The organism is Comamonas testosteroni (assembly GCF_030505195.1).
Taxonomy (GTDB): Bacteria; Pseudomonadota; Gammaproteobacteria; order Burkholderiales; family Burkholderiaceae_C; genus Comamonas; species Comamonas testosteroni_G.
On the sequence record NZ_CP129672.1, the window covers coordinates 4554068 to 4566365 of the forward strand.

At 60.8% G+C, this 12298-nt stretch carries 12 protein-coding genes; all 12 read left to right on the plus strand.

Annotated features, from left to right (window positions below):
- Positions 1 to 33: 33 nt before the first annotated feature.
- The 12 genes from QYQ99_RS21035 (at position 34) to QYQ99_RS21090 (ending at position 12240) form a co-directional block, all read left to right on the plus strand.
- Positions 34 to 711, plus strand: a complete 678-nt coding sequence (locus QYQ99_RS21035; protein ID WP_302089869.1) for a YfgM family protein — start codon at positions 34 to 36, stop codon at positions 709 to 711.
- Between the two features lie 2 nt (positions 712 to 713).
- Positions 714 to 1889, plus strand: coding sequence for an outer membrane protein assembly factor BamB (gene bamB / locus QYQ99_RS21040; protein WP_302089870.1), 1176 nt, complete (start codon positions 714 to 716; stop codon positions 1887 to 1889).
- 15 nt (positions 1890 to 1904) lie between these two features.
- On the plus strand, positions 1905 to 3245 hold the full coding sequence (gene der, locus QYQ99_RS21045) for a ribosome biogenesis GTPase Der (protein ID WP_302089871.1): 1341 nt from the start codon (positions 1905 to 1907) through the stop codon (positions 3243 to 3245).
- A 104-nt stretch (positions 3246 to 3349) separates the two neighbouring features.
- Entirely contained in the window at positions 3350 to 3604 is a 255-nt protein-coding gene (gene hfq / locus QYQ99_RS21050) for an RNA chaperone Hfq (RefSeq protein ID WP_012839170.1), read from the plus strand.
- 101 nt (positions 3605 to 3705) lie between these two features.
- Positions 3706 to 4869, plus strand: coding sequence for a GTPase HflX (hflX, locus tag QYQ99_RS21055; RefSeq protein ID WP_409816731.1), 1164 nt, complete (start codon positions 3706 to 3708; stop codon positions 4867 to 4869).
- Between the two features lie 71 nt (positions 4870 to 4940).
- Positions 4941 to 6332: an FtsH protease activity modulator HflK gene (gene hflK, locus QYQ99_RS21060; RefSeq protein ID WP_087864539.1), complete on the plus strand. Its 1392-nt coding sequence runs from the start codon at positions 4941 to 4943 to the stop codon at positions 6330 to 6332.
- An 11-nt stretch (positions 6333 to 6343) separates the two neighbouring features.
- Complete coding sequence (hflC, locus tag QYQ99_RS21065; protein ID WP_003077535.1) at positions 6344 to 7234, plus strand: protease modulator HflC; 891 nt, start codon at positions 6344 to 6346, stop codon at positions 7232 to 7234.
- A gap of 146 nt (positions 7235 to 7380) precedes the next feature.
- A complete protein-coding gene (locus QYQ99_RS21070; RefSeq protein ID WP_302089873.1) occupies positions 7381 to 7569 on the plus strand; it encodes a DUF2065 family protein in 189 nt (62 codons plus the stop codon).
- A 93-nt stretch (positions 7570 to 7662) separates the two neighbouring features.
- Entirely contained in the window at positions 7663 to 8811 is a 1149-nt protein-coding gene (locus QYQ99_RS21075; RefSeq protein ID WP_302089874.1) for an ATP phosphoribosyltransferase regulatory subunit, read from the plus strand.
- A 37-nt stretch (positions 8812 to 8848) separates the two neighbouring features.
- Entirely contained in the window at positions 8849 to 10225 is a 1377-nt protein-coding gene (locus tag QYQ99_RS21080) for an adenylosuccinate synthase (protein WP_302089875.1), read from the plus strand.
- Positions 10226 to 10265: 40 nt separating this feature from the next.
- Positions 10266 to 10790: a phosphoribosyltransferase gene (locus QYQ99_RS21085; protein WP_302089876.1), complete on the plus strand. Its 525-nt coding sequence runs from the start codon at positions 10266 to 10268 to the stop codon at positions 10788 to 10790.
- A 280-nt stretch (positions 10791 to 11070) separates the two neighbouring features.
- A complete protein-coding gene (locus QYQ99_RS21090) occupies positions 11071 to 12240 on the plus strand; it encodes a beta-propeller fold lactonase family protein (RefSeq protein WP_302089877.1) in 1170 nt (389 codons plus the stop codon).
- The last annotated feature ends 58 nt before the right edge of the window (positions 12241 to 12298 follow it).

A 12298-nucleotide genomic window follows, 5' to 3' on the forward strand; every position in this document is an offset into this window, starting at 1 on the left:
TTCCGACCAGCGTTCCACTCAATCTAAGTAGCCATGGCAAATCATCTCGATCTTGAAGAACAAGAGCAAATTGAGCAGCTCAAGCATTTCTGGAATTCCTGGGGAACCCTGATCACCAGCGTTCTGGTCGTGGTCTTTCTCGGGCTGGCCGGCTGGAACGGCTGGCAGTACTGGCAAAAGCGTCAGGCCACCCAGGCCTCGGCCCTGGAGTTTGCCGTGGACGAAGCACTGACGGCCAAGGATGCGGCGCGCGCCGACCAGGCATTCAGCGAGCTGCGGGACAAGTACGCGGGCACGGCGCAGGCCGCCCAGACGGCTTTGCTGATGGCCAAGGCCTCGGTGGATGCCGGCAAGCTCGATGACGCCAAGGCTCAGCTGAGCTGGGTGGCCGACAAGGGTGATGAAGGCTTCAAGGCCCTCGCTCGCATTCGTCTGTCTTCCGTGCTGGAGCAGCAAAAAAGCTATGACGAAGGCCTGAAGGTGCTTGAGGCGGCCATGCCCGAGTCCTATGCCGGTCTGCAGGCTGATCGCCGTGGCGATCTGTATGTGGCGCTGGGCAAGCAGGCTGAGGCGGTTGCCCAGTACCAGGCGGCCTACAAGGCGCTGGACAAGGATCTGGACTACCGCCATCTGGTGGAATTCAAGCTGAACGCGCTGGGCGTGGCTCCTGAAGCCGCAACCCTGGTAAAGACAACGCCGTCGGAGAAATAATCTTGAAGACTTTTGCCCATCAAGTGAAGTCCGCTGCCCCTGCAGCGCAATCCGCAGCCCGTGTGCTGGTGCTGACTGCGGTGGCCGCGTCGCTGGCTGCCTGCTCCATGTTCGGCGGCAAGGACAAGCCCAAGCCACAGGATCTGGGGCCCAACCCCGGCAAGATCGCCGTGCACCAGGCCTGGTCGGCCAAGCTCGGCAGCGAAGTGCCTCTGGCCATGCCTGCGCTGGTGCAGGGCAATACTGTCACCGTGGTCACCAAGGATGGCAGCGTTACCACGCTTGATGGCAATACCGGCAGCCAGCTGGGCAAGTTCAGTGCGGGCGAGCCGCTGACCACCGGCGTGGGCAGCGACGGCCAGCGCACAGCGGTGGTTACACGCAGCAACCAGCTCATGGTGTTTGCCGAAGGCAAGCAGCTGTGGAAGAACAACCTGACCGCAGCGGTCTATACGCCGCCTCTGGTGGCTGGCGGTCGCGTGTTCGTGATGGCGGCTGATCGTTCTTTAGCTGCTTTCGATGCCAATACGGGTCGTGAGCTGTGGTCGGTTGAAGGCCCCAGCAATGAACCGCTTATTTTGCGACAGCCAGGCGTTTTGCAGGCCGTTGGTAATAATCTGGTGGTAGGCGTGTCCGGACGTCTGGCAGGCGTTGATCCTGACAATGGCTCGGTGCGCTGGATGGCTCCTCTGGCCGCACCGCGCGGAACCAACGATGTGGAGCGACTGGTAGATCTGGTCGGTCCCGTCAGCCGTGTGGGCAGCAGTGTCTGTGCACGTGCGTTCCAGGCCTCGGTGGGGTGTGTGGATGTGAGCACGGCCAATGTGCGCTGGACGCAGACCTCCAAGGGCAGCGACGGCGTGGCGGGCGACGAGCAGGCCGTGTTTGGTGCGGAAGGCAACGGCACGGTGCAGGCCTGGAATCGTGCAGACGGTCAGCGTCTGTGGTCCATCGACAAGCTGCAGTACCGCAAGCTGACTGCGCCTTTGGTGCTGGGCCGCTCCGTGGTGCTGGCCGATGATTTGGGGACAGTGCATATGCTCTCGCGTGAAGACGGCTCTGCACTGGCCCGTTTGGAAACTGACAAGGCAGGAGTTGCCACTTCCCCGGTTGTCGCCGCCAATACTCTGGTGATCGTCAGCCGAAGCGGAACTGTGTATGGCTTCAAGCCGGATTGATAGGTTGTTTTTGGAATGAAGCCAGTTATTGCCCTGGTAGGGCGCCCCAATGTGGGCAAGTCGACGCTGTTCAATCGACTCACGAAGTCGAGGGATGCCATCGTCGCCGACTTTGCAGGGCTGACGCGTGACCGCCATTACGGCCAGGGCCGTCAGGGCAAGCATGAGTACATCGTCATCGATACGGGCGGTTTCGAGCCGGACGCATCGCGCGGCATCTTCAAGGAGATGGCCAAGCAGACGCAGCAGGCCGTGGCGGAAGCCGATGTCGTGATCTTCGTGCTGGATGCGCGTGCCGGTCTTTCCGGTCAGGATCATGAAATCGGCAACTACCTGCGCCGTCTGGGCAAACCCACCATGCTGGTGGCCAACAAGGCCGAAGGCATGCAGGATGGTGCGCATCTGTCCGAGTTCTATGAGCTGGGTCTCGGCGAGGTCGTGCCCGTGTCTGCAGCCCACGGTCAGGGTGTGCGCAGCCTGGTCGATGCGGCTCTGGGTCTCCTGAACTTGCCCGAGCCCGAAGAGGAAACTTTTGGCGAGGAAGACCAGAAGCCCGTGCGTCTGGCGGTGGCTGGCCGTCCCAACGCCGGCAAGTCCACGCTGATCAACACCTGGCTGGGTGAAGAGCGCCTGGTAGCTTTCGACATGCCCGGCACCACGCGTGATGCGATCACCGTGCCTTTCGAGCGCAATGGTCAGAAGTTCGAGCTGATCGATACAGCCGGTCTGCGCCGCAAGGGCAAGGTGTTTGAAGCCATCGAGAAATTCTCGGTGGTCAAGACGCTGCAGGCCATCGAAGGCGCCAACGTCGTGCTGCTGCTGATCGATGCCACGGAAGGCGTGACCGACCAAGACGCTCATATCGCGGGCTATATCCTGGAGAGCGGTCGCTCGGTCGTGTTGGCCATCAACAAATGGGATGCCGTGGATGACTACCAGCGCCAGATGCTGGAGCGCTCCATCGAGACGCGCCTGTCCTTCCTGAAGTTTGCGCCGCTGCACTTCATCTCGGCACAGAAGCGCCAGGGTCTCGAGCCGCTGTGGAAGTCCATCATCCAGGCCCATCGTGCAGCCACCTGCAAGATGCCTACGCCGGTGTTGACGCGCATTCTGATGGAGTCGATCCAGTTCCAGACGCCCAAGAAGGTGGGAGCCTATCGCCCCAAGATGCGCTATGCCCACCAGGGCGGCATGAACCCGCCCATCATCGTGATCCATGGCAACTCGCTGGAACTGGTCACCGATGCCTACAAGCGCTTTCTGGAGGGGCGTTTCCGCAAGGAGTTCAATTTGGTCGGAACCCCGTTGCGCATCGACTTGAAAACCTCCCATAATCCTTACGCCGACAAGGATTAATATCTGCCTGCTGGAGCCTGCGGGAAAACCCCTTTTACTGTTTTTCCCGGGCCCTGTGGTAACGTGTCGGTTTACAACAACACTCTTCGAACACGGAGAATATCGTGAGCAATAAAGGTCAACTCCTCCAAGATCCGTTCCTGAACGCACTGCGTCGTGAACACGTGCCGGTCTCCATCTATCTGGTCAACGGCATCAAGCTGCAAGGCCAAATCGAGTCGTTCGACCAATATGTGGTGCTTCTGCGCAACACTGTGACCCAGATGGTTTACAAGCACGCCATCTCCACCATCGTTCCCGGTCGCGCCGTGAACTTCTCGGCCGCTACTCCGGCTGACAACGACGCCGCTGCTGCCTAAGCTTTCTTGCGTCAACGCCCGCCGGCTAGCCCGGCGCGGCTTTTACCCTACGGGACAGGTATTTGAGTTCTGAATCCTTTGAACGTTCCGCGTCTGCTCCAGTGCTGCTGGTGGGCGTGGATTTTGGTGTTCCCCATTTTGACGACGAGCTGGAAGAGCTGGGCCTGTTGGCACAGACCGCTGGCTTGCAACCCGTGGCGCGCTTGACCTGCAAGCGCAAAGCCCCCGATCCCGCGTTGTTCGTGGGCAGTGGCAAGGCGGATGAAATCCGCATGCTGGCCCAGATGCACGGCGCCAAGGAAGTCTGGTTCGACCAGGCCCTGAGTCCGGCGCAGCAGCGCAATCTGGAGCGCCATATCCAGATGCCGGTCAACGACCGGACCATGCTGATTCTGGAAATCTTCGCCCAGCGTGCACGCAGCCATGAAGGCAAGCTGCAGGTGGAGCTGGCTCGCCTGCAATACATCAGCACGCGCCTGGTGCGCCGCTGGAGTCACCTGGAGCGTCAGGCCGGCGGTATCGGCGGCCGTGGCGGCCCCGGTGAAAAGCAGATCGAGCTGGACCGCCGCATGATTGACGATGCCATCAAGCGCACCAAGGAGCGCCTGAAAAAGGTCAAGAAGCAGCGCTCTACGCAGAGGCGCCAGCGCTCGCGTCGCGAAGTTTTCAATATTTCCCTGGTTGGCTATACCAATGCCGGCAAATCCACGCTGTTCAATGCCATGGTGAAGGCTCGCGCCTATGCCGCAGATCAGCTGTTTGCCACGCTGGATACCACCACCCGGCAGATGTATCTGGTGGAGGCCGAGGAATCGGTTTCCCTGTCGGATACCGTCGGTTTTATTCGTGACTTGCCGCACGGTCTGGTGGATGCTTTCCAGGCGACCTTGCAGGAGGCGATTGACGCCGATCTGCTGCTGCATGTCGTGGATGCATCGAACCCCGGATTCCCGGAACAAATACAACAAGTCCAAAAAGTTCTGGGTGAAATCGGGGCCGATGATGTGCCTCAGATTCTGGTTTTCAACAAGCTGGATGCCATTGAGCCCGAGCGTCAGCCTGCCATGCTGCAGGATATGTATGAGCTCGATGGCACGCCGGTGCCGCGTGTGTTTGTCAGTGCTCGCTCGGGGCAGGGGCTGGCGCAGCTGCGGCAGATGTTGGCTGACCGGGTTTTGCAGGTACGTGAAGAGGCGGCACGCGAAGAAGTCGAGGGGCAGGACGATACGTACTGGATGTCCCCTGATGACGACGCGCAATACTAGGGGCTTGCGTTCCTATTGGGCACAATGCTTGCCATGGTCCATGTCTTTTTGAAAACACAGAGACGTCTCGCATGAATTTTTCACAACGCGTCCATCGCCTGGCGGTGCTGCCGCAACGCATTCGCGGGATGTTCAATTTGAACGATCCGCGCTGGGGTCGTGGCGACAACAACAACGAAGATGGCTCCAAGCCGGACAGCTCGGCACCCGAAGGGGAGCGTCCTCCGATGCCGCCCGCACCCGAGCAGCGGCCTCGTCCTTCCTCTTCCCAGCAAGGCCAGCCGCCTGATCTGGAGGAGGTGTGGCGTGATCTCAATCGCAAGCTTTCCGGTCTGTTCGGTGGTGGCTCCGGCAATGGCCGTGGTGTGCCGCCCAGCCGCAGTGGCGGCCAGCCTGGCGAGCCGTTCAACCCCGGTAAAGGAATTTTCCTGATTGCCGGCGTGGCCGTGCTGATCTGGCTGGGTACAGGCTTTTTCATCGTGCAGGAAGGCCAGCAGGCCGTCATCACGCAGTTCGGCAAGTACAAGAGCACCGTGGGAGCGGGCTTCAACTGGCGCCTGCCTTATCCCGTTCAAAAGCATGAGCTGGTCTACGTTTCGCAGATTCGCTCGGCCGAGGTGGGCAGCGACAACATCGTGCGCAGCACGGGGCTGCGTGAATCGGCAATGCTTACCGAGGACGAGAACATCGTCGAGATCAAGTTTGCCGTGCAGTACCGCCTGAGCGATGCGCGAGCATGGTTGTTCGAAAGCCGCAGTCCTTCCGAGGCCGTGATCCAGGTTGCAGAGTCCGCCGTGCGTGAAGTTGTCGGCAAGATGAAGATGGACGCGGCTTTGGCTGAGGAGCGTGACCAGATCGCACCGCGAGTACGCGATCTGATGCAGTCCATCCTGGATCGTTACAAGGTGGGCGTTGAAGTGGTGGGCATCAATATGCAGCAAGGCGGCGTGCGGCCGCCCGAGCAGGTGCAGGCCTCTTTTGACGATGTGCTCAAGGCTGGTCAGGAGCGTGAGCGTGCCAAGAATGAGGCCCAGGCTTATGCCAACGATGTGGTGCCCCGCGCTGCGGGTGCCGCGGCGCGTCTGGGTGAGGAGGCTGCGGCCTACAAGTCCAAGATCGTGGCCCAGGCTCAGGGTGATGCCGGACGCTTCAGTTCGCTGTATTCCGAGTACCAGAAGGCTCCTCAGGTCACACGCGACCGTCTCTACATCGATGCGATGCAGCAGGTCTACACCAACGTGACCAAGGTTCTGGTGGAGTCGCGCCAGGGCTCCAATCTGCTGTATCTGCCTCTGGACAAGATCATGCAGAACGTGGGTGGCAGCGCCGCTGCTCCCGCTGCGTCGGGTGATGCGGCTGCTGGCGGCGCAGCTTCGGCTCCAGCCAACGTACGTGTAGTACCCAATCCCGCCGGTGATGCGCGTAGCCGCGATGCGCGCAGCCGTGACCGTGACGCACGCTAGGAGAGAATGCAGTGAATCGAATCGGATTTTTTGTCACCAGCATTCTCGTGGTGCTGGCCTTGCTGAGCTCGACCCTGTTTGTCGTGGATCAGCGTCAGTTCGGGGTGGTCTATGCGCTGGGTCAGATCAAGGAAGTGATCACCGAGCCCGGGCTGAACTTCAAGCTGCCGCCACCGCTGCAGAACGTGCGCTACATCGACAAGCGTCTGCTGACGCTCGACAGCACCGATACCGAGCCCATGCTCACGGCTGAAAAGCAGCGCGTGGTCATCGACTGGTATGTGCGCTGGCGCATCTCCGAGCCTTCGGAATACATCCGTAACGTGGGTCTGGATGAATCTGCCGGTGCCATGCAGCTCAACCGTGTGGTGCGCAATGCCTTTCAGGAAGAGATCAACCGTCGCACCGTGCGTGAGCTGCTGTCTTCCAAGCGTGAAACGCTGATGGCCGACGTCAAGCGTGAAGTGCTGGAAACCGTGCGCGGCTCCAAGCCCTGGGGTGTCGACATCGTCGATGTGCGCATCACTCGCGTGGACTATGCCGAGACCATCACCGAGTCCGTCTATCGCCGTATGGAGGCCGAGCGCAAGCGCGTGGCCAACGAGCTGCGCTCCACGGGCGCGGCTGAAGGTGAAAAGATTCGCGCCGAGGCCGACCGTCAACGTGACATCACCATTGCCAATGCCTACCGCGATGCCCAGAAGATCAAGGGTGAGGGCGATGCTGAAGCCGCACGTGTCTACGCAGAATCCTTTGGCAAGGATCCGCAGTTTGCGCAGTTCTATCGCAGTCTGGATGCTTACAAGGAGAGCTTCTCCAAGAAGAGCGATGTGCTGGTGCTCGACCCTTCGCAAAGCGACTTCTTCAAGGCTTATCGCAGTGGCGGTTCTGCGGGCAAATAAGCCCTGGCTGGCGCAAATTCGGATCAGGCATGGTGTGTTGCCGATAGCAATGCCTGTGGTGCATCCTGGTTTGCGCAAGTTCGGAGAGCTTTGACAACGATACAAACAATGGCCCCTTGAGGGCCATTGCTTATTGGGGGATTGCAATGGACTGGTGGGAGAGTATGGGGCTGGCGATCGCCATGCTGCTGGTGCTGGAAGGGCTGCTGCCCCTGTTCGCGCCCGGGCTGTGGCGCCAGCTGTTTGCCCAACTGCTGCAGCTCAGAGATGGGCAGCTGCGCTTTTGCGGATTGCTCTGTATCGCAGCAGGCGCCATCATGCTGGTGCTGCTTTGAATACTGCCGATACTGGCTAGGCCTTAGCGGTCAAATTGGGCGGGGCTGGCAAAGCCGGTAGAATCGCGTTTTTAACAGCCTCCCCATTTCTCCATGTCTGCTTGGGTCCTGCCGGATCACATTGCCGATGTTTTGCCCTCCGAGGCACGGCACATCGAAGAATTGCGTCGAGGATTGCTCGATACTGCGCGCAGCTATGGCTATGAGCTTGTCATGCCACCCATGCTGGAGTATCTGGAGTCCTTGCTGACGGGTACAGGCGAAGCTCTTGCCCTTCAAACCTCCAAACTGATTGACCAGCTCTCCGGTCGCACCATGGGCCTGCGTGCAGACATGACGCAGCAGGTGGCACGCATTGATGCACATTTGCTCAATCGCAAGGGCGTAACCCGTCTGTGCTACTGCGGCCCTGTCGTTCATGCACTCCCCGATCGTCCGCGTGCCACGCGTGAGCCGTTCCAGTTCGGTGCTGAAATCTACGGCCATGAAGGCCTGGAAGCCGACCTCGAAGCCTTGCACCTGGCTCTGGACTGCCTCAAGGGCGCGGGCGTCAAGGACGTCATCGTGGACCTGGCCGATGTGCGCATCGTGCGCAGTCTGCTGGCCGGCGTGATGGTGGACGAGCAAGTGCTGCGAGGCGTTCATGCAGCCCTGGCTTCCAAGGATGCAACCGAGCTGGCCCAGCTGAGTCGCGATTTCCCCGAAGCTTCGCGTGAAGGCCTGATGGCGCTGCTGCAGCTTTACGGCGGCATGGAAGTGCTCGATCAAGCTGAAAAGCTGCTCGAGCGCACTGCCGGCGTGCGCAATGTGCTGTCACATTTGCGCTGGCTGGTGCAGCATCTGGATGGCGTCAAGGTCAGCTTCGACCTGGCCGATCTGCGTGGCTACTCCTACTACAGCGGTACTCGCTTTGCGATCTATGTGCCCGGCGGCAGCGATGCCCTGGTGCGCGGGGGCCGTTACGACGAAGTCGGTGCAGTGTTCGGGCGCAATCGTCCCGCTGCCGGCTTCAGTCTCGATATCAAACAACTGGTGGCTGTCGTGCCCGAGCGTCCGCTCAAGGCTGCCATTCGCGCTCCCTGGGGCGATGACGCGCAAGTGGCAGCCGCCATTGCCGCATTGCGCCAGCAGGGCGAGACGGTGGTCTGCGTGCTGCCAGGGCATGAAAGCGAAGTGGACGAGTTCCACTGCGACCGTGAGCTTGCCAATGTTGGCGGGCAATGGGTCGTGCAAGCCATTTAAGGCATTTGACTAATTCTTCGATTTATCGGATTGGAATATGAATACATCCAAAGGTCGCAATGTGGTCGTCGTCGGCACCCAGTGGGGTGATGAGGGCAAGGGCAAGCTGGTCGACTGGCTGACCGAGAGCGCCAACGGCGTCGTGCGTTTCCAGGGCGGTCACAACGCCGGCCACACACTGGTCATCAATGGCGTGAAGACGGCTCTGCACCTGATTCCCAGCGGCATCATGCGTCCCGGCGTGAAGTGCTACATCGGCAATGGTGTGGTGCTCTCCGTGGGCAAGCTGTTTGAAGAAATCGAAGGTCTGGAAAAGGCCGGCGTGCAAGTGCGTGAGCGCCTGCGCGTGTCCGAAGCCTGCCCGCTGATCCTGCCTTTCCACCAGGCTCTGGACGTGGCCCGTGAAGCGGCCCGTGAAAAGGGTGGCGTGCAGAAGATCGGCACCACCGGCAAGGGCATCGGCCCTTCCTACGAAGACAAGATCGCCCGCCGCGCCCTGCGCGTGCAGGATCTGAAGCACCCCGAGCGCTTCGCCACCAAGCTGCGCGAGCTGCTGAGCCTGCACAACCACATTCTGGTGAATGTGCTGGGTTCCCAGAACTTCGACTTCGGCGCCGGCCTGGCTGCCTACATGAAGGATGGCGAAGTTCAGTTCGACGCCGTGTACGACGAGGCCATGCATCATGCCGAGCTGATCAAGCCCATGATTGCCGATGTTTCGCGCGAGCTCAACGCAGTGCACGCCGAAGGCGGCAACCTGCTGTTCGAAGGCGCGCAGGGCACGCTGCTGGACGTGGATCACGGCACCTACCCCTATGTCACCTCGTCCAACTGCGTGGCAGGCAATGCTGCCGCAGGCGCTGGCGTGGGCCCCGGTCTGCTGCACTACATCCTGGGCATCACCAAGGCTTACTGCACCCGCGTGGGCGGCGGCCCCTTCCCCACCGAGCTGGAATGGGAAAAGGAAGGCACTCCGGGCTGGGTGATGTCCACCGTGGGCGCCGAGAAGGGGGTGACCACCGGCCGCTCGCGCCGCTGCGGCTGGTTCGATGCTGCGCTGCTCAAGCGTTCGGCCCAGATCAACGGTCTGTCCGGTCTGTGCATCACCAAGCTGGACGTGCTGGACGGCATCGAAGAGCTGCAACTGTGCGTGGGCTATGAGCTCGACGGCGAGAAGATCGACCTGCTGCCTCTGGGTGCGGACGATATCGAGCGCTGCAAGCCCATCTACGAATCCATTCCTGGCTGGACAGACTCCACCGTGGGTGTGACCGACTACGACAAGCTGCCCGTGAATGCTCGCCGTTATCTGGACCGTATCGCCGAAGTGACCGGTGTGCCCATTGCCATGGTGTCCACCAGCCCCGACCGCGACCACACCATCCTGATGCACAACCCGTACAGCGCCGCCTGATCGGGCCGGGTTTTACTGAACTTTCAAAGGAACTGTGCCCATGCTGACAGAAGACGGTAAGCACCTGTATGTGAGCTACGACGAGTACCACGGTCTCATCGAAAAGCTCGCCATCAAGATCCACCAGTCCGGCTGGGAATTCGACACCATCCTGTGCCTGGCACGTGGTGGTCTGCGTCCCGGCGACATCCTGAGCCGCATTTTCGACAAGCCTCTGGCCATCATGTCCACCAGCTCCTACCGCGCCGAAGCCGGCACGGTGCAGGGCCATCTGGACATCGGTCGCTTCATTGCCACGCCCAAGGGCGACATTTCCGGCCGCGTGCTGCTGGTCGACGATCTGGCGGACTCGGGCGCCACGCTCAAGGCCGTGATCGCCATGCTCAAGACCAACTACGCACCCATTACGGAGCTGCGCAGCGCCGTGATCTGGACCAAGGGCGTGTCGACTTTCGAGCCTGACTACTCGGTGGACTATCTGGGTACCAACCCCTGGATTCACCAGCCTTTCGAAGGCTATGACACGCTGAGTCCCGAAAAGCTGGCGGAGAAGTGGAAGGTCTGAGGACCCGTCACCGACGTTGGCAAAGGAGCCCTTCTGGGGCTCCTTTTTTTATAGAGCAATGATGTTCATCAATAAATGAGCGCCATGTGTCTTTATTTCAACGGTTTCAAGCTTTTTTAAAGCTGTACCGTAATAAAAGCAGGAGCTAGCTGCTCCTGTTTTTGAATTGTTGTCATGATGCGGCCTGCGCCGATCAGGCAAGGTTGGCGCGGCATTTCAACAAGCTTTGTAAACCAGAAGGCTTGTGTTGGCAGCGGCTGCATTGACGCAGCTACACTGCATGGATTCTGAGAAGGTGGTGGTTGTGGGACGTCTTTCTATTGGGCGCACTGGCGCTGCTGTGGCATTGGTCGTGGGCGTGGGCGCTGCGGCATGGTTGGGGGCTTCGGCCTTGCCCGGTTTCAAGTCTGCCAAGGCAGCCGCACCAGCGGTCGCGGCAGTGCCAGCAGTCACGCCCGCAGCTGCTGTGCCGGCCGGTGCAGCGCCTGCGCTGCCTGCCGCAGTCAAGCCGGCACAGGCAGCGCGTGCCGTTCAAGGCCCCACGCCCATCTTTGTGCTGAACTCCCTGGATGCATCCATCAGTGTGATCGATCCACAGACCTGGAAAGAGCAGTCGCGCATTCCCACGGGCAAGGAGCCTCATCACCTGTACCTGACGCCAGATGAGAAGTCGCTGGTGGTGGCCAATGCCCTGGGCGATTCGCTGACTCTGGTGGATCCGCGCACGGGTGCCGTGCAGCGCGTGATCCGCGACATCGTGGACCCGTACCATCTGCGCTTTTCGCCGGACATGAAATGGTTCGTCACGGCTGCCAACCGACTCAACCACATCGATTTTTACCGCTGGGATGCGGCCACGCAGACGCCGACGCTGGTCAAGCGGGTCTCCACGGGCAAGACGCCCAGCCATCTGTTCATCGACGCGCAGAGCAAGACGCTTTACTCCACCATGCAGGACAGCGATGCCCTGGTGGCCATCGATATCGCCACCCAGACCATCAAGGCTCGTGTGCCCACGGGCCCCATGCCTGCGGACGTCTACGGCAGCCCTGACGGCAAGAAGCTGTTTGTCGGCCTGACGGGCGGCGAAGGCGTCGAGGTGTTTGACATCACGGCTCCTGAGCCACGCAGCCTGGGTCAGATCAAGACGGCAGCCGGAGCGCATGCCTTCCGCGCTGCCGGCGATGATCGCCATCTGTACGTGAGCAATCGCGTGGCCAATACCATCAGCAAGATCGATATGCTCAGCAGCCAGGTCGTGGCCAACTACCCGGCACCGGGCGGCCCGGACTGCATGGATGTCTCGGCCGACGGCCGCTACATCTTTGTGGCTTCGCGCTGGGCGCGCAAGCTGTCGGTGATCGACACGGTGGAGAAGAAGGTAGTCAATCAGGTCAATGTGGGCAAGTCGCCCCACGGGGTCTGGACGCTGTCCCACGCCGCGCGCTAAAGCGCTTGTCCCGGCCGCATCGGAGCGGCAGGGGCGGCCTGGTTTTCGTGTTGACCAC

What these genes read in the sequence shown, in the direction of transcription:
- QYQ99_RS21035 (WP_302089869.1), top strand. Translation starts at nt 34, where the DNA reads ATGGCAAATCATCTCGATCTTGAAGAACAAGAGCAAATTGAGCAGCTC.
- der (WP_302089871.1), top strand. Translation starts at nt 1,905, where the DNA reads ATGAAGCCAGTTATTGCCCTGGTAGGGCGCCCCAATGTGGGCAAGTCG.
- hflK (WP_087864539.1), top strand. Translation starts at nt 4,941, where the DNA reads ATGAATTTTTCACAACGCGTCCATCGCCTGGCGGTGCTGCCGCAACGC.
- QYQ99_RS21070 (WP_302089873.1), top strand. Translation starts at nt 7,381, where the DNA reads ATGGACTGGTGGGAGAGTATGGGGCTGGCGATCGCCATGCTGCTGGTG.
- QYQ99_RS21075 (WP_302089874.1), top strand. Translation starts at nt 7,663, where the DNA reads ATGTCTGCTTGGGTCCTGCCGGATCACATTGCCGATGTTTTGCCCTCC.
- QYQ99_RS21080 (WP_302089875.1), top strand. Translation starts at nt 8,849, where the DNA reads ATGAATACATCCAAAGGTCGCAATGTGGTCGTCGTCGGCACCCAGTGG.
- QYQ99_RS21085 (WP_302089876.1), top strand. Translation starts at nt 10,266, where the DNA reads ATGCTGACAGAAGACGGTAAGCACCTGTATGTGAGCTACGACGAGTAC.
- QYQ99_RS21090 (WP_302089877.1), top strand. Translation starts at nt 11,071, where the DNA reads ATGGATTCTGAGAAGGTGGTGGTTGTGGGACGTCTTTCTATTGGGCGC.